The 19,394-nt window shown below is 40.1% G+C and carries 19 protein-coding genes; 15 read left to right on the top strand and 4 right to left on the bottom strand.

Going from position 1 to position 19,394, the window contains the following annotated elements:
• Positions 1–76: 76 nt before the first annotated feature.
• The 9 genes from H5088_RS15680 to H5088_RS15640 all read left to right on the top strand — a co-directional run bounded on the left by H5088_RS15680 (position 77) and on the right by H5088_RS15640 (position 9,370).
• Positions 77–1,033: a MoxR family ATPase gene (locus tag H5088_RS15680; protein ID WP_007377762.1), complete on the top strand. Its 957-nt coding sequence runs from the start codon at positions 77–79 to the stop codon at positions 1,031–1,033.
• Between the two features lie 3 nt (positions 1,034–1,036).
• Complete coding sequence (locus tag H5088_RS15675) at positions 1,037–1,981, top strand: DUF58 domain-containing protein (RefSeq protein WP_004335626.1); 945 nt, start codon at positions 1,037–1,039, stop codon at positions 1,979–1,981.
• A gap of 2 nt (positions 1,982–1,983) precedes the next feature.
• Positions 1,984–2,418, top strand: a complete 435-nt coding sequence (locus H5088_RS15670) for a DUF4381 domain-containing protein (RefSeq protein ID WP_004335624.1) — start codon at positions 1,984–1,986, stop codon at positions 2,416–2,418.
• The gene (locus H5088_RS15665) at positions 2,411–3,397 is read left to right on the top strand and encodes a VWA domain-containing protein (protein ID WP_096792684.1); all 987 of its coding nucleotides are present in this window, start codon (positions 2,411–2,413) and stop codon (positions 3,395–3,397) included. Before H5088_RS15670 ends, H5088_RS15665 begins: the two co-directional genes overlap by 8 nt.
• Positions 3,397–5,328 carry a VWA domain-containing protein gene (locus tag H5088_RS15660; protein WP_182753614.1) on the top strand — a complete coding sequence of 644 codons (1,932 nt, stop codon included), beginning with the start codon at positions 3,397–3,399 and terminating at the stop codon, positions 5,326–5,328. Before H5088_RS15665 ends, H5088_RS15660 begins: the two co-directional genes overlap by 1 nt.
• Positions 5,322–6,980 (top strand): BatD family protein, encoded by a 1,659-nt coding sequence (locus H5088_RS15655; RefSeq protein ID WP_182753612.1) that lies wholly within the window; start codon positions 5,322–5,324, stop codon positions 6,978–6,980. Before H5088_RS15660 ends, H5088_RS15655 begins: the two co-directional genes overlap by 7 nt.
• A gap of 61 nt (positions 6,981–7,041) precedes the next feature.
• Positions 7,042–7,599, top strand: a complete 558-nt coding sequence (locus tag H5088_RS15650) for a sigma-70 family RNA polymerase sigma factor (protein ID WP_182753610.1) — start codon at positions 7,042–7,044, stop codon at positions 7,597–7,599.
• Positions 7,599–8,351 carry a DUF3379 family protein gene (locus H5088_RS15645; protein WP_138489429.1) on the top strand — a complete coding sequence of 251 codons (753 nt, stop codon included), beginning with the start codon at positions 7,599–7,601 and terminating at the stop codon, positions 8,349–8,351. Before H5088_RS15650 ends, H5088_RS15645 begins: the two co-directional genes overlap by 1 nt.
• A 164-nt stretch (positions 8,352–8,515) precedes the next feature.
• Positions 8,516–9,370: a Tim44 domain-containing protein gene (locus H5088_RS15640; RefSeq protein WP_182753608.1), complete on the top strand. Its 855-nt coding sequence runs from the start codon at positions 8,516–8,518 to the stop codon at positions 9,368–9,370.
• A gap of 47 nt (positions 9,371–9,417) precedes the next feature.
• Here H5088_RS15640 and ggt read toward each other — a convergent pair whose 3' ends face one another.
• Both ggt and H5088_RS15630 read right to left on the bottom strand, forming a co-directional pair.
• Complete coding sequence (gene ggt / locus H5088_RS15635; RefSeq protein ID WP_182753605.1) at positions 9,418–11,091, bottom strand: gamma-glutamyltransferase; 1,674 nt, start codon at positions 11,089–11,091, stop codon at positions 9,418–9,420.
• 98 nt (positions 11,092–11,189) lie between these two features.
• The gene (locus H5088_RS15630) at positions 11,190–11,732 is read right to left on the bottom strand and encodes a GNAT family N-acetyltransferase (protein ID WP_182695811.1); all 543 of its coding nucleotides are present in this window, start codon (positions 11,730–11,732) and stop codon (positions 11,190–11,192) included.
• A gap of 51 nt (positions 11,733–11,783) precedes the next feature.
• On the opposite strand from H5088_RS15630, the gene H5088_RS15625 reads away from it, so the two are divergent.
• Positions 11,784–12,149 carry a hypothetical protein gene (locus H5088_RS15625; RefSeq protein ID WP_024596750.1) on the top strand — a complete coding sequence of 122 codons (366 nt, stop codon included), beginning with the start codon at positions 11,784–11,786 and terminating at the stop codon, positions 12,147–12,149.
• A 101-nt stretch (positions 12,150–12,250) separates the two neighbouring features.
• Here the strand turns inward: H5088_RS15625 and fabB are convergent, their stop codons facing one another.
• A complete protein-coding gene (fabB, locus tag H5088_RS15620) occupies positions 12,251–13,462 on the bottom strand; it encodes a beta-ketoacyl-ACP synthase I (protein ID WP_004335606.1) in 1,212 nt (403 codons plus the stop codon).
• A gap of 179 nt (positions 13,463–13,641) precedes the next feature.
• On the opposite strand from fabB, the gene mnmC reads away from it, so the two are divergent.
• The 3 genes from mnmC to H5088_RS15605 all read left to right on the top strand — a co-directional run bounded on the left by mnmC (position 13,642) and on the right by H5088_RS15605 (position 16,861).
• Positions 13,642–15,651, top strand: a complete 2,010-nt coding sequence (gene mnmC / locus H5088_RS15615; protein WP_182753603.1) for a bifunctional tRNA (5-methylaminomethyl-2-thiouridine)(34)-methyltransferase MnmD/FAD-dependent 5-carboxymethylaminomethyl-2-thiouridine(34) oxidoreductase MnmC — start codon at positions 13,642–13,644, stop codon at positions 15,649–15,651.
• A gap of 67 nt (positions 15,652–15,718) precedes the next feature.
• Positions 15,719–16,042, top strand: a complete 324-nt coding sequence (locus H5088_RS15610) for a hypothetical protein (RefSeq protein ID WP_182753601.1) — start codon at positions 15,719–15,721, stop codon at positions 16,040–16,042.
• Between the two features lie 183 nt (positions 16,043–16,225).
• Complete coding sequence (locus H5088_RS15605) at positions 16,226–16,861, top strand: NAD(P)-binding oxidoreductase (protein WP_165743642.1); 636 nt, start codon at positions 16,226–16,228, stop codon at positions 16,859–16,861.
• A 176-nt stretch (positions 16,862–17,037) separates the two neighbouring features.
• Here H5088_RS15605 and H5088_RS15600 read toward each other — a convergent pair whose 3' ends face one another.
• Positions 17,038–17,796, bottom strand: coding sequence for a sulfite exporter TauE/SafE family protein (locus H5088_RS15600; RefSeq protein WP_182753599.1), 759 nt, complete (start codon positions 17,794–17,796; stop codon positions 17,038–17,040).
• 186 nt (positions 17,797–17,982) lie between these two features.
• On the opposite strand from H5088_RS15600, the gene H5088_RS15595 reads away from it, so the two are divergent.
• Both H5088_RS15595 and H5088_RS15590 read left to right on the top strand, forming a co-directional pair.
• Positions 17,983–18,987 (top strand): YHYH protein, encoded by a 1,005-nt coding sequence (locus H5088_RS15595; RefSeq protein ID WP_182753597.1) that lies wholly within the window; start codon positions 17,983–17,985, stop codon positions 18,985–18,987.
• A 35-nt stretch (positions 18,988–19,022) separates the two neighbouring features.
• Positions 19,023–19,319: a hypothetical protein gene (locus H5088_RS15590; RefSeq protein WP_024596756.1), complete on the top strand. Its 297-nt coding sequence runs from the start codon at positions 19,023–19,025 to the stop codon at positions 19,317–19,319.
• Positions 19,320–19,394 lie beyond the last annotated feature (75 nt).

Here is a 19,394-nt window from a genome sequence, read left to right as displayed (position 1 = left end):
ACCTTATAAATAGGTCAGTATTTATCACCTAACACTATTAGGTACAAACCCAGCTGACGAGGACAGTCCACTTATTATGGCAGCTAACGCATTTTCACAATTAAAAACGTACTTAGATACACAAATCATTGGCCAGCCAGAGCTTACTCAAGCGCTACTTATTGCTATTTTAGCTGATGGTCACTTATTAGTAGAAGGCCCTCCTGGGCTTGCAAAAACACGTGCAGTTAATGCACTTGCTAAAGGCATTGAAGGCTCATTTCAGCGCGTACAGTTTACGCCAGATTTATTACCAGCTGATGTAACAGGTACCGATATTTACCGCCAACAAACTAGCGAGTTTGTATTTGAAAAAGGCCCTCTTTTTCACAACCTAATTTTAGCTGACGAAATTAATCGTGCACCAGCCAAAGTACAATCAGCACTATTAGAAGCCATGGCAGAGCGACAAGTTACCGTGGGTAAAAATACCTATCCGCTTAGCGAACTGTTTTTAGTTATGGCAACGCAAAACCCGCTAGAGCAAGAAGGGACTTACCCGTTACCAGAAGCCCAGCTGGATCGCTTTTTACTGCACCTAAGTATTGACTACCCTGGCGCAGAGCATGAGCTTGATATACTGCGTTTAACACGCGGCGAAGCGCTTAACGAGCAACAACCAGTAATGCAAAAAATTAGTCAAAGCGATTTATTTGCAGCGCGTAAAGAAATATTAGGCCTTTATTTAGCAGAGCCACTTGAGCAATATTTAGTACAACTTATTATAGCCACCCGTGAAGGCGCTAAATTAGACGCGCAACTAGGTAGCTGGATTGAGTTTGGTGCAAGTCCGCGTGCAACAATAGCACTTGATAAATGTGCTCGTGCTCATGCATGGCTTCAAGGCCGTGACTTTGTAGCACCTGATGATATTCAAGCTGTTGTGCATAACGTACTGCGTCATCGCATTATTTTAAGTTACGAAGCCCAAGCCGATGGCATTACTAAAGATCAAGTAATAAGCCGTATAGTTGAACTTGTAGCCGTACCATAAGTTATGCAAAAACAATTAGAAACCCAAGCATGGCTCAAACAGAGCCATAGCCACGGTGTTAATTTAGCACTCAAAGAGCTGATGTATTACAAAGCCAAAGCGCAATTGCTTGAACTTGCCCCTAAGGTAAAAATAAAAAACACCTTAACAGGGCAATACCTTGCACCGCACAAAGGCCGAGGAATGGAATTTGCCGAAGTGCGACATTATCAGCAAGGTGACGATATTCGCTCTATTGATTGGCGAGTTACTGCGCGTACCGGCGAGACTCACACAAAGCTCTTTCAAGAAGAAAAAGAGCGCCCTGTGTTTGTGTTCACTGATTTTTCTAACTCAATGCTGTTTGGCTCAAAGTTACTGTTAAAGTCGGTGCAAGCTGCGCATATAAGCGCTCTTGTTGCATGGTCGGCGTGTCAGCGCGGCGATAGAATTGGCGGTATTGTGTTTAATCAGCACTCACATTTAGAGCTAAAACCCAGCGCCCGTGAAAAAGCCGTGCTTAAGCTTTGTCATAATTTATGCGACAACCACCAGCAAGCGCTTAACAATATTGATAAAACAGCCACTAACAACTTTAGCGATAACCTAAAGCGCCTTAACCATTTAGCAAAACCAGGCAGCTTAGTGTATTTAGTGTCTGATTTTAATGCTCTGGATGATGCCAGCTTTAAGCAACTTGAAATATTAAGCCGCCACTGCGAGCTGATTGGTTGCCACATAAGCGATCCGTTTGAGCATCAGTTACCTGCGTTTAAGCAAGCCGTTACTGTTAATGCAAATGGTCAAGACTTTGCCCTACCATTAATGGATAACAGCTTTAGAGAACGTTTTGCTAAAAATGCTGAGCAAGCATTTAGCGCACGCTTTAATCGCCTAACTAAATCGGGTCTTAATTTAATATCATTCAATGCAGCAACACCGCTTGAGCTGCAATTAGTGAGAAAATAACCATGCAAACCAATCCACTCGATGGCCTGCACGATATAATAGCGCCAAGCCAAGTTAATTGGTGGCCACTCGCCCCTGCTTGGTGGGTTATTATTGCACTGCTGTTTTTAGCACTGTGCGCAGCTATTTATATATTTTATAAAAAACATAAATTTAAAAAGCCTAAACGCTACGCAATACAATTGAGTCAAAGTGAGCAAAACCCTCAGCAACTGCATATTATTTTAAAACGTTTAGTGATTGAATATTACGACAAGCGACTTGCTGCGCAATCTACCTCTAAATGGTGCACAACACTTAATACACTCACCGGTTTAAGCTTTACAGAACAAGAAATACTAAGCTTGTATAACCCTAGCCAAAAAGATACAACACTGTGCGAAAAATTTCGCCAAGGTATTAAGCAATTTAAAATAAAGGAGTCAGTAAATGTTTGAATTTAGCTGGCCATGGTTATTTTTATTACTACCCTTGCCTTTATTACTTTTACTATTAAAACCCGCAGCAAGTAATGCCAGTACGCGTTTACGTATACCCAGTTTTGCAAAGCACAATTTAACCAGCCAAAGCATCGAGCCACACGCACGACGTTTAAACCCTTTCGAGTGGGTAATTTGGTTATTACTTGTTACTGCTGCTGCCAATCCAACATGGTTAGATGAGCCAATTTCATTACCAAATGAAGGACGCGATATAATGTTAGCAGTTGACTTATCAGGCTCGATGACCGAACAAGACATGGCTTATAATGGCCAATATGTTGACCGCCTCACCATGGTAAAAGCTGTACTCAGTGATTTTATAGAGCAACGTCAAGGCGACAGGCTTGGGCTAATATTATTTGGCGACACCGCGTTTTTACAAACCCCGCTCACCCGCGACGTTAAAACAGTAAGTAAAATGCTCAGCGAAGCGCAAATTGGTTTAGTGGGGCGCGCAACAGCCATTGGTGATGCATTGGGTCTTTCGGTAAAACGCTTTGCCAATAAAGATGAAAGTAACCGAATTGTGGTGCTATTAACCGACGGACAAAACACCGCGGGCAATCTAAACCCAGAAGATGCCCTACTGCTAGCTCGCGAAGAAGGTATTAAAGTGTACACCATTGGTGTTGGCTCAGATAATCCGCGCGGCTTTAGTCTCTTTAATGTGGGAGGCTCTAGTGGCAGTAATTTAGATGAAAGCTTACTTAAAAAGATTGCCGAGCAAACTGGCGGATTATACTTTAGAGCTAAAGATGTAGCTGGCCTTCAACAAATTTACGCAGAGCTTGATAAGCTTGAACCTATTAGCGCTGATGAACAAACTTTTCGCCCACAAAGCTCATTATTTTACTACCCGTTACTTATCGCTATTTTACTTATTAGCTTAAAAGTAATGCTTAGTACACTGCGTGCATTAAAGGAGCCAAACTAATGGATTTTGAATTTATTCGCCCCGCTCTTTTATGGTTACTCATACCTGCTGTGGCATTATTTTTTGTTGCCTTAATTAAGCATAAAAAAACGACTAGTGAGCAGCTAATTGCACCTCATTTAGCACAATTTATAATGAGCGAAGCAAACACTAAAGCCAGCCAGCCACTTTGGTTAGTTGCTTTGTTTTGCAGCCTTGGTATTTTATTTAGTGCTGGGCCTAGTTTTGAGAAAAAACAAGTTCCTGTATTTCAAAGTAAAAGTGCCCGTGTAATTGTTATGGATATGTCGTATTCAATGTACAGCACCGATATTTTACCAAATCGTTTAATGCAATCACGCTTTAAAGCGCTTGATATGATTGAGCTATTTAAAGAAGGTGATACCGCGCTTGTAGCTTACGCAGGCACGGCCTATGTAATTTCACCACTAACAAACGATGCCACAACACTCAGTAATTTAATTCCAAGCTTAAGCCCTGAAATAATGCCAGACAAAGGCTCAAACGTTTTAGCGGGTCTTGATATGGCCAAAGAGCTATTAACACAAGCGGGTTATATTGATGGCGACATTATTTTAGTGACCGACGGTATTGACCAACAAGAACAAAGCGACGTTAGTAGCTTTACCAGTAACACCCAATATAGATTAAATATATATGGTGTAGGTACCGCTCAAGGCGCACCAATTAAGTTACCTGAAGGCGGCTTTTTGAAAGACAGATACGGCCAAATTGTAGTACCTACAATTAATGCCTCTCAGCTTAAAAATTTAGCATCAAGCAGCGGTGGTAAATTTGCTAGTTACCAACCTAGCAATAACGACATAAATACGTTTGCCCCAAATGCGCAGAGTGAATTATTGAAAGACGAAAAACAAAGCCATGCGCTTTGGCGAATAGATGCAGGTATTTACGGACTCTTGTTATTACTGCCATTTGGTTTGTATTTATTTAGACGCGCTGCCTTGCTAGGCGCATTTTTAGCTTTTGGTTTTTTACCGCAGCAAAATGCGTATGCCGTAGAGCTCCCTACTCTTTTGAAAAATGCAGATCAACGTGCATTAGAGGCTTACAATAATAAAGAATACGATGCAGCAACACAGGCGCAATCGAGTGAGTTAAAAGGCGCTGCGCTTTACCAGCAAGGTAATTTTGATGCTGCACTTAATGAGTTTAGTAATGATAAGTCGGCTACCGGTTTATACAACTACGGTAATGCCCTTGCCAAAGCTGGTAAACTTGAGGACGCAATTGAAGCGTACAAACAAGCCCAAACCTTACAAGATGACTTTACGCAAGCAGCCGATAACCAAGCCTTAGTTGAGCAATTACTAAATCAACAAGAGCAACAAAACCAGCAAGATCAGCAAAGCGACGGCGACGACTCTCAAGACCAAGATGATAGTCAGAAAAAAGATGAGCAAAACCAAGGGCAAAATTCAGAACAGTCAAAACAGGATCAGCAACAAAATGGTGATAAAAGCAATTCTGAAAAAGGCGAAAACGAAAGTCAAAGCTCAAGCGATGAAAAATCAGATAAAGAGTCTGAACAACCCAAAGATCAACAAGGTGAGCCTGGCGAGCAATCAGATAAGCAAAATGAGCCTGATATGCAAGCCCAGCCACAAAGCGAACAAGGGCAAAATAAAGACGCTGACCAGCCTAAAGAGGATGAGCAGCAACAAAGTAAGCCACAAGCAATAAGTGAGCAACCTGCCACTGATGAGCAAAAACAAAATGCTCAGCAACAAGCGATGCAAGCCCAAGCAAGTGAGCTCACTAATGAAGAAAAAGAAAAAGCACAACAGCTTAATCAACTACTTAGAAAAGTCCCGGACGATCCGGCTATTTTATTACGGAATAAAATGCAATTAGAAGCCCAAAAAAGACAATACAAACGTCGCCCTACAGGAGTCGAAAAATCATGGTAATGCGATTATTTTGCTGTTTATTGCTATTAAGTGCGATGCCTTCGTGGGCTGCCACCAAATTAGAAGCCAGCGTAGATAAAAACCCTGTATTAGCGGGTGAATTTTTTATGCTTAATATATCGGTAGACGATACAGTTAAAGGCGAGCAACCAGACACCTCATCGCTGTTAAAAGACTTTGTTGTAGGCCCAACAAGCTTAAGCTCTCGTACCAACATTATTAATGGCAGCATTAATAAACAAACTACGTGGTCAGTTAAACTAATGACCCGTACAGAGGGTGATTACACGATACCAGCATTTAGCGTTGCAGGGTTAACCTCACAACCTATTAAGTTAAAAGTGGCAAAACGCTCAGTTGATGCAGATAAAAATAACGAAATATTTTTAAAAACGTCGCTCTCGAGTAATTCATTATTTGTGCAAGAAGCCGGTGTATACACTGTTAAGCTCTACCTTGCCAAAGAACTGCTTGATGGCAGCTTAAGCACACCAAGTATGGAGGATGCTCAGCTAACCCAATTAGGTAAACAAACTGAGAGTTATGAGCTAGTTGATGGCAAACGCTACCTTGTTATTACTCGTGAGTATTTGATTCAGCCACAAAAAAGTGGTGCCTACACGATTGCAGGCCCTGCGTTTCAAGGGCGAGTACAGCAAAATTACCGCCAACTGGAGGTATCTGCTCTTGGCGATGATCAGCAAGTAGAAATAAAACCAATCCCGAGTGACTATAAAGGTGCATGGTTACCAAGCGAATTGGTTAACCTTGATGAAGAATGGCAACCTAACGACAACACAGTAGAAGTAGGTACGCCTATAACACGTACTATTACGCTTACCGCGCTTGGAGTTACAAAAGAGCAATTACCTGAAATCTCTATGCCTACTATTGATGGCATACGCAGCTATCCTGATAAAAAAGAAAATAACAATGCAGTGCGAGACGGACGCGTTGTATCGCAACAAACGGCATCATATGCCTTACTGCCGCAAAAACCAGGTACTTATACTTTGCCTGAAATAAAGCTGCCTTGGTTTAATACCAAAATGAACCGTATTAGTGTAGCTACATTACCAAAGCGTACTATTACAGTAACGCCAAGTACTACCGCGCCTAATACAGCCATAGCAAACCCACAACCCAGCACAAATAATTCACCTACTCTTGAAAATATTTCGAATCAAGCAACTGGCACACAACCTATTGAAACTAAAAGTGATACTCCTCTTTGGTTAATAGTTGTTGCCGCTTTAGGGTATATTTTATGGATTGGTACTGTAATTTTTTACTTAATAAGCCGTTCTACTAAAAATACGACTGAAAAATTACAGCTAAACACCCGTGGTACTTCTCAGCCAAGCTTAAACGAGCTTAAAGCATTAGCCAAAACACACGATGTGAAAGCCTTTTACACCGCATTAAATAACTTTTCTGTAAAGGTGACCCATAAAAATGTTGGCGCGATTGATGAGCTCTGCATCCACGTAAACAGCAGCGAGCTTAATGGTCTCATTAGCCAATTGCAGGCACAACTTTATAGTAATAAAGGCGCAAACACGGATCTTAATGCTATTATTAAAATTCTTGAGATCTATCAAACTCAGGCATCAAAGTCGCAACAAACTGTATTAAAAGACCTTTATGATTAATAACTACGAACCTCAGGTCTTTTTTTGCAATAACTAATAATTTTTAATTAAAAAAGTGCTTATGCTTGGAAAGAAAAAATCAAACAATCAGGTCTTAATCGATATGGCAGAGAAACAAAAGCGTTATGAAGCCTTGGTCCACGTTTACAATAAAGAGCTTTATCGCTTTGCTTATTGGTTATGCCGTGATCCGCACATAGCAGATGATTTAGTACAGGAAACGTTTTTACGCGCATGGCGTTCACTCGACTCTTTACTTGATCAAAAGGCAGCTAAACCTTGGCTGCTTACTATATTGCGAAGAGAAAACGCACGCCGATTTGAACGTAAACAGTTTGATTACAGCGACGTAGAAAACGATACGCTTGTTGATGAAACCAGCCATTCATTAGACGATGAAATGGAACAAACGGTAATTCAACGCCAGATTGCACTGCTATCTGATGAATACCGAGAGCCATTATTACTGCAAGTTGTAATGGGCTGCTCTGGTGAAGAGATTGCAAGCATACTTAATTTAAATAAAAACACGGTAATGACTCGTTTATACCGTGCCAGAAATCAACTTAAAGAGGCTTTAAGCCGTGATGATGAACAACTTAAAGGGGCATCAAAATAATGGATGAACTTGAGTTTCGTCGCCGCACTATTGCGCAGCCAAACGACATTGACAAGGAGCTTATGGAGTTTGCTGACAATAACCCAGAGCGACAAAGTTTTATTAACGATATGAAAGATTTTGATAAATTCATTCAAGATTCTTTAGATATACCTGTGCCTGAAAATCTTGCAGACCGCATTCTTTTAAACACATCGTTAAAAGAAAAAGCACTCCAAGAAGAACAAGCAACTGGTAAAAACGTGGTTGATGCTCGATCGCGTTTTAAGTTTGATCGTGTACATCTTGCGTTAGCAGCGTCTTTTGTAGTGGCGATTAGTGCCTTCTTTTTTAGTACAGAGCAAAATATTGCACATGAAGCAGGTGAGCATGCGCTTGCCCATGTGTACTACGAAATTAATGCGCTTGATAAAAAAGAGCCCATTAGCCTACAAAGCGTCAACGACAAGCTTGCAGTATTAGGTGGTCATCTTGATGAACTTCCTGGCGCTGTAACTTATGCGATGTTTTGTGATTTTAAAGGCGAAAAAGGACTGCATTTAATATTTGAGTCTGACTTTGGTCCTATGACGGTATTTATAGTGCCTTCTGAAAATAAATCATTTGGTTTTGGGGATGACAACTTCCGCGATGAGCGCTTTGAAGGTCACATTAATCGTGGCTCACAAGCTGATACTATTTTAGTGGCAAGTCTTGGAGCACCTCTAGATACATATAACGAACGCGTTACTGGCGCAATTCGTTGGCTTTAAAATAGACAAATTTACCGCTTAGTTTCTACTGAGCGGTTTTTTGATTATATACTCACCAACAAAGCGTTTCTTCACTCCCCAAAACCTCTGATTTTTAAAGTAATTAATTAAATTCCTAAAGAAAGTAAATTATAATCGCGGCTCGATTTTAATTAGGGAATTTCATGAAGAACATCATCGTTATTTTTTCATTATTGGCATTGTTATGTACAGCCAGTTTTGATGCACATGCACGTAAAAAGTTTGGCAGCAGTAAACGCGGACAGACACCTGCAACACAACAAACAGCGCAAAAACAACAAACAGATACAACAACACCTACAGCTGCACCTAAAGCCACATCGAATAAAAAAGGCATTATGGCAGGCGTTTTTGGGGGACTTTTAGCGGGTGGCTTAATTGCAGCAATGCTAGGCGACGATTTTGAAGGTTTTCAGCTATTAGAAATGATTTTATTAGCTGGCGGACTCTTTATTTTATTTAAGCTAGTAACGGGCTTTTTACGTGCTAATCGTGCCCCACAACTTGCCAGTGCAAGTACAAGTGCTCAGCAAAATGCTTTTAAACAAGCACCTATCGAGCAACCAACAAGTACAGCCTTTGCAAGCAGCGCCCCACAAGGTGAAAGTGTGCCTTTTAATTTACCACCTAACTTTGACGTTAATGGCTTTTTGCAAGGTGCCCGTAGTCATTACCATACGCTACAAACTGCATGGAACAATGCCGATTACACCACAATGGCTGAATACTTAAGCCCTGCACTTGTTGCCGAGTTTAAAGCTGAACGTGAAGCTATACAAAGCGTAGAAACAGAAGTGATGTTTATTGATGCCGAACTTGTGCGCGCAGATACAAACGCGCAATCGTGGCAGGTTAGTGTTCGCTTTAAAGGTAAGTACCGTGATTTAGGCGATAAAAAAGAAGAGCCTATTTTAGAAATCTGGCACTTAGAGCGTCTAATTTCAGACGACGCTCCATGGCTAATAGTGGGTGTTGAAGATTTAATTGATACTCAATAATTTTGTATTGTTTAAAGCACCGCGCTTTTAGCGCGGTGTTTTTTTATTTAAAAAACAATTGATTTACCACGTCCTGATGCTTCAGAAGCGGCATCTAATTGGCCCTCTTTATTAATAATAACGTGTAAGTCACCAAAGTGATTCTCATCTATGGTGTAGCCCATTTTTGTAAGCTCTGCTTTTACGCTATCGGTTAAACCTATGTGTGTTCTAATTATATTTTTAGGCCACAGTTGATGATGAAAACGAGGGCTATTTACAACCTGCTCTGCAGTCATATCAAACTCTACCGCATTTAAAATAGACTCGTACACAGAGCTAATAATTGTTGTGCCACCGGGCGAGCCTGTCACCATTTTAACGGTGTTGTCTTTAAGGAGTATTGTAGGCGTCATAGAGCTAAGCATACGCTTGTGCGGCTGTATTTCGTTAGCTTTGCCGCCTATTGCACCAAACACATTCATAACGCCTGGTTTGGCACTAAAATCGTCCATTTCATCATTTAAAATAAACCCTGCACCTTCAACAACTACACCGCTACCAAACCCTAAGTTTATTGTGGTGGTATTTGCGACAGCGTTACCCATTTTATCAACGATTGAAAAGTGTGTAGTTTGCTCACTTTCTTTAAGGCCCGGTTTAATATTTTCGGTAGTCGAGATAGCGGTTAACGAAATGCCATTACTGCGCTCTTTGAGGTAGTTAATATTAGTTAATGCGTTGACTGGTACATCAAAAAAATCAGGATCGCCCAAATACTCCGCCCTATCTGCAAATACACGTTTACCTATTTCAGAAAGTAAGTGTACATACTGAGTAGAGTTATGCGCTAAGCCCGCATCTGGTTTTTGTAACTCATACATTTTAAGCCACTGTAAAATAGCAATACCACCTGAACTCGGCGGTGGAGAAGTAAGTACTTCATAACCATTCCAACTCGCTTTAATAGGTGTACGTGATTTAGCGGTGTAACCTTTTAAATCATCTTGATTAATTATACCGCCATGTTGGTGCATAAATTTAGCAATAATATTTGCAGTTTCGCCTTTATAAAACCCATCTTGGCCGTTATCACGGATACGCTTTAGCGTCGCCGCTAACTCGGGTTGCTTAAATACTTTATTAGCTTTTACATCAGCAAAGTATTTTTCGAAGTTTACATTTATTTTTTGCTCTTTTAGGTGGGCTATATAATTGCTCACACCTTTTGCTAACTTAGGCGGAACTACAAACCCTTGCTCAGCCAACGTTACCGCTGGTTGTACTAATTCTTCCCACTTTAAAGTGCCATGTTTTTGATGAGCAAGCCACATGCCCGCTACACTGCCAGGTACACCGCTTGCGTGAATGCCATATATTGATTTGTTTGCAATAACATTACCTTGCTCATCTAAATACATATCACGATGAGCTGCTGTTGGCGCTGTTTCGCGATAATCTATAAAATCACCCTTGCCATCTTTTTGAATAAGCATAAATCCCCCGCCACCAATATTGCCGGCTTCAGGAAGCGTTACTGCAAGTACAAATTGTGCCGTAATAGCCGCATCAACAGCATTACCGCCTTGCTCTAATATACTTTTAGCAGCATTGGCACTGAACCAGTCAGGCATTGCTACCGCGCTTTGCGATAAAGGCTGCGCTAAAACACTAAAAGCAGCGAACTGTAAAACCAGCACACTTTTGACGATTAATTTACTTGGTGAAAAAAGCAATCCCATACAACATCCTTAATTTATTATTTTTTAGTTACGCATTCTTATTAATGCACGTCACTTAAGGACAGGTCAATCTTTATACTGTTGATATTTAATCATCTTTAAACACTTTTTGAATAAAGCACCGCAGGTAAGTCGCCTTGCTCGTCTGTATGTGTATAATTTTTTATAAATTGCAGACCTAGCTTTTTCATTATATTTATAGAAGCCGTATTATCTTTTAGTGCCGTTGCACTTATCGCCTTAACGTCATCTTGCTTTATAAGTTCATCACATAATGCTAAAGCCGCCTCGGTTGCATAACCATGCCCCCAACTTGCTTGCTTAAAGCGCCAGCCTATTTCAATATCACTGTAGTTTGGTGCATCAGTAAAAAAGCACATAGGCCTTATTAATACCCAACCTATAAATGTATTGGTTTGCTTTATAGTGATACTCCACAGCCCCCAGCCTTTTAGATCATTTCGATATGCGAGCATACGAGGCACACCCTCATTTTTTATATGCTCTAAAGAGGTAGGTTCACCTCGTGTTAAATACTGCATTACAGCTGGGTCTTGGTCGAGTTCAAATAATTGAGGCCAATCATGCTCATTCATTAATTTAAAATTTAATCGTTTTGTTACGGGGGCGTTCATTTTCATTGTTGTATAGTCTGCCTCGAATTAATTATCAGTCTCTAAAGGAGATAGCACATGAATAAATTAGCAGGTTTAGCTTTATTAGGCACTTTAATTACATTAACTGGTTGTGAAGATGCCAACGAAGTTAAAGAAGATGCAAAAGATAAAAGCGCACAAATGCAAGAAAAGCTTGGTGATGCATGGAACGACGTTAAAGAGACAACTAACGATCTTAAAAATGACGAGTCTTTAAACGAGCTATTAGAGCAAAGTAAAGCAATGGGCTTAGACATGTACGACGACGGCAAAGAGATTGCGGTTGACGCATGGATTAAAAGCAAAGAAGCTGCTGGCGAGTTAACTGAAAAAACTAAGCAAAAAGCGCAAGAAATTGCAGACGAAATTGAGCAAGCGCGTCAAGAACATAACGAAGGTTAATTAAACTTTCGATAATAAAAAAGGAAAGCCTCGGCTTTCCTTTTTTGTTTTGGACTATTTAGCCCAGTTATGCGTTTGCATATAGGGCTTATAAGCTCAAATTAACCTTTGTACTTACTCATCACTAAAGTCGCGTTTGTGCCACCAAAGCCAAAGCTATTAGACATTACAGTATTTAACTCAACATCACGACGCTCAGTAATAATATCTAAACCTGTCGCTTGCTCATCTAGCTCATCAATATTAATTGAAGGTGCTACAAAGCTGTGCTCTAGCATTAATAATGAGAAGATAGCTTCGTGAACACCTGCAGCACCTAGGGCATGACCCGTCATTGCTTTAGTTGCGCTGATCATTGGTGATTTACCACCAAATACTTCTTGTATCGCACCTAGCTCTTTAACGTCACCTACTGGTGTAGATGTACCATGCGTGTTTAGGTAATCAATACTATCTACATCTTGCATAGCTTGGCGCATACAACGTGCTGCACCTTCGCCAGATGGAGCAACCATGTCGTAGCCATCTGATGTTGCACCGTAGCCAACAATTTCAGCGTAAATGTGCGCGCCACGTGCAAGTGCATGTTCAAGTTCTTCAACTACAACAATACCGCCGCCGCCAGAAATAACAAAACCATCGCGATTAGCATCGTATGTACGAGATGCTTTTTCAGGTGTTTCGTTGTATTTAGTAGAAAGTGCGCCCATAGCGTCAAATTCCATTGCCAATGTCCAGTGTAGCTCTTCACCACCACCAGCAAACACAACGTCTTGCTTGCCAAGCTGGATTTGCTCTACTGCATTACCAATACAATGCGCAGATGTTGCACATGCAGAGCTAATTGAATAGTTAACACCTTTAATTTTAAATGGTGTTGCTAAGCAAGCAGATGTAGTGCTCGCCATAGTGCGTGGCACCATATAAGGCCCTACACGTTTTACGCCTTTTTCACGTAAAATATCAGCAGCTTCTACTTGCCATTTAGACGAACCACCGCCAGAGCCAACAATAATACCCGTGCGCTCATTTGATACTTGGTCGTCAGACAAACCTGAGTCTTCAATTGCTTGCGTCATTGAAATATAAGAGTAAGCAGCAGCATCTCCCATAAAGCGCATTGCTTTGCGGTCAACGTGTGCTTTAACGTCAATATCAATTTTACCCGATACGTTACTACGTAACTTATAATCGGCAAATTCTTGATTAAAAGCGATGCCGCTTTTGCCCGTTTTTAACGATTCTAATACTTCTTCTTTGTTGTTACCTATACTTGATACAACACCGATACCTGTAATTACAGCTCTTCTCATGGGTAATTCCCTTAGCTTAATACTTAATTGCATTCTATTTTACGCGAATTTAATCACCTAAGTGGTCAGCTTTCTAGCGTACACTTGTACTCTGAACTGCTAGCTTATAAATAACGCCAGACTATTTCAAAGAAAACCCGTAAAATAATTAAAAAATATATCTATAAAATTAAAAAATCATGATCAAAAATGCACATATACACTTTAATAATTTAGGTACACCTTTCGCTAATGACTTCGGTGATATTTATTTTTCTAATGACGATGGCTTAGCTGAATCGCATTATGTGTATTATGAGCAAAATAATATAGATGCACGATTACAAAATCATGACCAGCCACATTTTGTTATTGCTGAAACCGGCTTTGGTACAGGTTTAAACTTTTTAAATACATGGCAACGCTTTACTGACCACCTTGCACGTCAACAAGTTCAAAATCAATTAGATAATGGTGTTAAACGCTTACACTTTATTTCATTTGAAAAATATCCACTGCACATAGACGATTTAAACAAAGCACTACAGGCATGGCCATCATTAAGCGCCTTTAGTAACAAATTATCTAAACAATACCCAATTAATTTAGAAGGATGCCACAGACTCGAATTTGACAATGGACTTGTTGTTCTCGATTTATACTTTGGTGATGCACTTGAATCAATACAAGCAATGAGCTATCCGCAAACAGGAATTGTTGACGCTTGGTATTTAGATGGTTTTGCGCCAAGTAAAAACCCCGAAATGTGGCAGCAAAGTTTATTTAATTCTATGGCCAATATATCAAGGGCAAGTGCAACCTTATCAACATTTACTTCAGCAGGTTTTGTTCGTCGTGGATTAATTGATGCAGGCTTTAATACTAAAAAAGCCAAAGGCTTTGGCCAAAAAAGAGATATGCTTGTTGGCCAACTAGAGTGCGTTAATGATGCTCAATCAGCTCCTGCATATTTTCATCAAGATAGCAGCGCTTTAAAAAATGTAGCGGTCATTGGCGGCGGTATAGCCAGTAGCTGCATTTTATATAGTTTGGCTAAACGAGGCATAGCAAGCCAATTGTTTTGCCAAGATGAAAAACCAGCTATGGGGGCATCGCACAATGTGCAAGGTGCTATTTACCCTCACCTTCAAGCAAAAAACTCGCCGCACAGTGAATTGTTTGCACATAGCTTTTTATACGCTAAACGCCTATATAACAACTTACTTAGCAGTAGTTTTAATTTTGATTACGATTGGTGCGGCGTATTACAACACGCAGTAAAAAAACCTCTGGCCGATAAACATGAAAACTTAGCTCAAAAACAACTGTGGCCAACCCAGCTAATGCACAACGTAACCGCAGAGCAAGGCGACGAAATAGCCGGCGTAGAAACAGGTTATTCGGGCGTGTTTTTTGAGCAAGGCGGCTGGGTTAACCCACCGCAATTAGTAAACGCCATGTTAAGCGCTGCAAATAGCATAAACCCATTTAAAAGCGTATTTAACTGCAATATAAAACAGCTTAAAAAAACTGATAGCGGTTGGTTTTTATTAACGAATGATGAGCAGTTAGGTCCTTTTAGTGATGTAATTATTTGTGCGGGCGAGCACAGCGATGCATTTGAGCAAACAAAAGCGCTACCAATAGTAGGCGTACGCGGGCAAGTTTCACATATTGAGGCAAGTGAGCAATCACGCAAACTTAAAACAGTGCTATGCCATAAAGGGTATTTTACCCCAGCCTATTTAGATCATCACTGTATGGGTGCAACGTTTGAAAAAAATACCAAAAGCCGTCAAGTTACAGCGCTCGACAATCAGTTAAACCAAGAGCAACTACTTAGCTTTTATCAGCAAAGTGAATTTGCCTCAACCCTTGGCAACATTACCTCGGCAAAAGCAGCTGTACGATGCACATTTATAGATCACCTACCAATGGCAGGGCAATGGTGCGAACAAAGTGATTACACTATGGCTTTTGCTAACCTACGTTTAGGTAAACGCTATCAGTATGAGCAACTTAATAAGCCACAACAAGGCCTACATATTTTTACCGGCTTTGGCGCCCGCGCTTTATGTAGCGCACCGCTAAGCGCAGAACATCTCGTAAGCTGTTTAAATAACGAGCCTCGCCCATTAAGCGAACGTGTAAGCCAAGCTATTCACCCTGCTCGGTTTATAGTACGAGATTTAATTCGTAATAAAATTTAAATGACAAAGGTGCTTATTGAGGTAAAATGAGCCCCAATAAATGGAATTTATTATTTAAAGGACTTTAATGAAAACTTTAGCATTTTTAATAATACTGCTATGCACTCTATCGTTTAATGTGCTTAGCCAAAACGTCACTGAAATCCCACTTCCTGAAGAGTTTGTTACAACAATGGATGTAGCCGGCAAATATCCAATGGTTCGCACCGGTTATTTGACAGATTCAATTTCTGATATCGCTCGCTTTTATCAGCAAAAATTAGGAGAGCCGTTAAAAACAAACGGCAATAATACATATCGCACTTTGTTTTATAATTACCAAGAACATAAAGTTCGTATTAGTCTATATCGCCGTAGTTATGTGACCGAAGTGAGTATAATGGTTGAATAAAAAGTTCTAAAAAAACACGCCAAAAGCAGCTAATTTTAATGCTCAGTTAAGTATTGAATTTTAATTAAAGTATTTTTTGAAATTAGCTCATTTAAACTCTTTTTTACCCTTTAAAAATTATCCCCTACCCCAAGGTCTGTTTGTAAGCACATTACTTTTACTATTTATTGGAAGGAGTTAATTATGAGTAAGACCCTAATTATTGGCGCAAGCGGACAAATAGGTAAAATGGCAACTGAGCTACTTTTAAAAAATGAGCAAAATGTTGTGGCATTAGTGCGTGACAAAAACAAGCTAAGCGATTTAAACAGCTCTTTTTTAACTATTGTTGAGCAAGATCTTGAAGGCGATTTTGGCGAAGCAATAAAAGGCTGTGACCAAGTGATTTTTGCTGCAGGTTCTGGCGGAAATACGGGCGATGATAAAACTGTACTTATTGATTTATGGGCTGCAACTAAAGCAGCTACCTTTGCAAAAGAGCATGGCGTTAAACACTTTATTATGGTCAGCTCAATCGGTGCAGACGACCCAGATTCGATTCAAGGTGATTTAAAACCTTACTTAGTTGCTAAGCACATGGCTGACGAGCACTTAATCAATAGTGGTTTAAATTACACCATTGTTCGCCCTGGTACACTGACTGATGATAGCGCTTCAATGCAAGTAACGACGCAGCGACCAAGTGATCGTTCTGAGGCTAAAATTAGCCGCGAAAACGTAGCCAATGCATTATTACATATTGCGACTAACTCATTTATTAGTAACCGCATTTTTGAGTTATTTGATGGCGACAAACCAATTAAAGCCGCTGTTAAATAAGCTTTAATACTAATTTATTTAAACGTATAAACAATTATTGCAGATTAGTATAGTTCATCGATAAGCCAAAAAATTACAGTGTAGTCGCTCTGCATTGGTAGTTTTTAGGCAATGAATTGTTTAATTCGCTTAAGTGATTTATGTTTAATAAAATTAAATTTACTCCACTAAGTAAATTAGTGGAGTAATATTTTAATACCTTGCCAACCGAGTTGTAGCGTTAATAACGTTAAAACGACTCTAAAAATACACTTAAATTTATCCCCAGACATACTTTTAAGTAATTTAATTCCAAACCAAGTACCTACAGCACCACTTATTATCATAGCAATTACAAGCGGCATCCATTGCCAAAAACTAAAGCCAACAGCACCATAAATTACCGCTTTTAATAAATGTTGCACACTCATAATGCTCGAAAACGTTGCCGTAAACTTTAACTTTTCGTAATTATTTATATATAAACAGCTACCAACTAATGGCCCGCTCGCCCCCACAAACATAGAAACAAAAGTTGTTATGCCACCGGCGACCATACGCCATAACTTAGAGGTTAATTTTACTGGCGGTGTTTTACCCCATAGTAAATAAATAACAAAAATAGCGACCACTAACTTCATAGCATCAAGCGATATATCATCAATAACAAAACTTGATAACCCCGCCCCTACTAAGCCGCCTAACGCAAAATATACAAACATGTTTTTATCAATATGCTTAAAGCTGAGTAATAACCTATTTGCATTAGAGCCAAGCTGTACTAAACCATGCACAGGCACAACAACTGCCATAGGCATAAACGACGCCATAACAACAAGCAACATTAGCCCGCCACCCGCACCAAATGCAGCAGATATAAAAGAAGTAAAGCCAGCGGTGATCATCATTAATAGAAACAAAAATAAAGACATACTGTCGGGAAATAAAAAGTCCATAAAACTCCACTGCCTATTTAGGTACTTTAAAGTCGCAGTATTTTAAACAATAAAATGTACAACATACACCTATAGCAAGCGTTATAAGCCTCTATTTCAGGCAATGTATTATGTTGCGTTGTTTTTGCACTTTGTTTGCACATTTAACAAATATTATACATTCAACTTCATTACCGGATATTTCTGATGAGAAAACTTAACGCACCAATTTTAGCACGGCTTACAGTGTGCATACTTGCACTGGGCTTAGCTGCCTGTAACGGTAGCGATGCTCAAAGTAGCGTCGTAACTGAAACAACCACCGATGAGGGCACTACAACAGATACTTCAACCGATTTCGTTGTTGAAGTTGACCCTTTTAACTTTGAAAGCGATGCGCTCATTTCATCAATTACCACTCAAACATGTACGCTAAGTAATGGCGATGAAGCTTCATGCTACAAAATTGATATTGCCGGTGCGCCTTCAAATTACGAGATTGGTGTATTTTGCCCTAGAAATATCACATCAACAGCAGACGAAGCCGGTATTTGGTTTGACGGCACCGGTGAGGTTTACGATATAACTGGCGACTTTATTTTAAATCTACCAACATTATATAACGATAGCCATTGGCAGCTATACGACGAAGGTACTGGCCTTGTAAATGTAACAGACACACAAGAATCGTGTGATGGTGCTGCACGTCCAAACGTAGAGGAGCAATACCAAAACCACTGCGTAGAATGCTCTATTGATTATGTTGATGGCGGTATATCAGAATCATTTTTAATTCCAATAACGCCTGTTGCAACCACTCAAAATAGCAGTATTGGTAACGCTAATGTAGGTGTTGCTCTCAATGGTGTTGTACTTGCTGCACCCGCCCCTGTTGAGGCTATTTTAGGCGCATATACTATTGCAGCCTTTGATGATTGCGCTGGGCATATTAACTTAGTAGCAGGTTATCACTACCACGGTGAAGCAGGCTGTAGCCAAACACAAATCCAATCAGACGGTCATGCCGCCATGATGGGTTATGCACTCGATGGATTTGGTATATTTGGCATGCTTAACGAAGATGGATTAGAACCCACTGATTTAGACGAATGTAGAGGCCACACCGACGATACACGCGGATACCACTACCATGCAGCCGATGTATCTGAAAACATGTTTATTGGTTGTTTTAAAGGTGCTACCGCAAGATAACTCGCATTCTGGCCAAATAATTAACTGAGATACTAATGAAAATATTTAACGTAATAAAAGCACTAACCACTGGCTTTTTACTTGCTACCTCATGCTCAGCGCTAAGTCATGCAGGCCACGGCTCAAACGCGCCTTGGGAAGCATGTGAAGAAAAAGCCATTAATGAAGGTTGTAGCTACACAAGCCATGATAAAAAAGCGACAGGCACATGCCAAGCAATGAACAAAGTACTTATGTGCGTTCGAAATAAACCACTTGAAACATTAATAGACAAAGCAACTCAACCTGCCAGTGATCAAAAGCAATCTGTAAAATCACTCGCAAAACGATAAAGTAAAGTAACAGCTACACGCCAAAGTCTTAACGCTGTTTGTTAAGGCTTTTTTTAATCACAAATCATTAGAAAG

This window comes from Pseudoalteromonas sp. SR43-3 (genome assembly GCF_014163875.1).
GTDB classification, from domain to species: domain Bacteria; phylum Pseudomonadota; class Gammaproteobacteria; order Enterobacterales; family Alteromonadaceae; genus Pseudoalteromonas; species Pseudoalteromonas distincta.
Note: the sequence above shows the minus strand (reverse complement) of the source record. Positions and strands in the feature narration are given on the sequence as shown.

What these genes read in the sequence shown, in the direction of transcription:
- H5088_RS15680 (WP_007377762.1), top strand. Translation starts at nt 77, where the DNA reads ATGGCAGCTAACGCATTTTCACAATTAAAAACGTACTTAGATACACAA.
- H5088_RS15675 (WP_004335626.1), top strand. Translation starts at nt 1,037, where the DNA reads ATGCAAAAACAATTAGAAACCCAAGCATGGCTCAAACAGAGCCATAGC.
- H5088_RS15670 (WP_004335624.1), top strand. Translation starts at nt 1,984, where the DNA reads ATGCAAACCAATCCACTCGATGGCCTGCACGATATAATAGCGCCAAGC.
- H5088_RS15665 (WP_096792684.1), top strand. Translation starts at nt 2,411, where the DNA reads ATGTTTGAATTTAGCTGGCCATGGTTATTTTTATTACTACCCTTGCCT.
- H5088_RS15660 (WP_182753614.1), top strand. Translation starts at nt 3,397, where the DNA reads ATGGATTTTGAATTTATTCGCCCCGCTCTTTTATGGTTACTCATACCT.
- H5088_RS15655 (WP_182753612.1), top strand. Translation starts at nt 5,322, where the DNA reads ATGGTAATGCGATTATTTTGCTGTTTATTGCTATTAAGTGCGATGCCT.
- H5088_RS15650 (WP_182753610.1), top strand. Translation starts at nt 7,042, where the DNA reads ATGCTTGGAAAGAAAAAATCAAACAATCAGGTCTTAATCGATATGGCA.
- H5088_RS15645 (WP_138489429.1), top strand. Translation starts at nt 7,599, where the DNA reads ATGGATGAACTTGAGTTTCGTCGCCGCACTATTGCGCAGCCAAACGAC.
- H5088_RS15640 (WP_182753608.1), top strand. Translation starts at nt 8,516, where the DNA reads ATGAAGAACATCATCGTTATTTTTTCATTATTGGCATTGTTATGTACA.
- ggt (WP_182753605.1), bottom strand. Translation starts at nt 11,091, where the DNA reads ATGGGATTGCTTTTTTCACCAAGTAAATTAATCGTCAAAAGTGTGCTG.
- H5088_RS15630 (WP_182695811.1), bottom strand. Translation starts at nt 11,732, where the DNA reads ATGAAAATGAACGCCCCCGTAACAAAACGATTAAATTTTAAATTAATG.
- H5088_RS15625 (WP_024596750.1), top strand. Translation starts at nt 11,784, where the DNA reads ATGAATAAATTAGCAGGTTTAGCTTTATTAGGCACTTTAATTACATTA.
- fabB (WP_004335606.1), bottom strand. Translation starts at nt 13,462, where the DNA reads ATGAGAAGAGCTGTAATTACAGGTATCGGTGTTGTATCAAGTATAGGT.
- mnmC (WP_182753603.1), top strand. Translation starts at nt 13,642, where the DNA reads ATGATCAAAAATGCACATATACACTTTAATAATTTAGGTACACCTTTC.
- H5088_RS15610 (WP_182753601.1), top strand. Translation starts at nt 15,719, where the DNA reads ATGAAAACTTTAGCATTTTTAATAATACTGCTATGCACTCTATCGTTT.
- H5088_RS15605 (WP_165743642.1), top strand. Translation starts at nt 16,226, where the DNA reads ATGAGTAAGACCCTAATTATTGGCGCAAGCGGACAAATAGGTAAAATG.
- H5088_RS15600 (WP_182753599.1), bottom strand. Translation starts at nt 17,796, where the DNA reads ATGGACTTTTTATTTCCCGACAGTATGTCTTTATTTTTGTTTCTATTA.
- H5088_RS15595 (WP_182753597.1), top strand. Translation starts at nt 17,983, where the DNA reads ATGAGAAAACTTAACGCACCAATTTTAGCACGGCTTACAGTGTGCATA.
- H5088_RS15590 (WP_024596756.1), top strand. Translation starts at nt 19,023, where the DNA reads ATGAAAATATTTAACGTAATAAAAGCACTAACCACTGGCTTTTTACTT.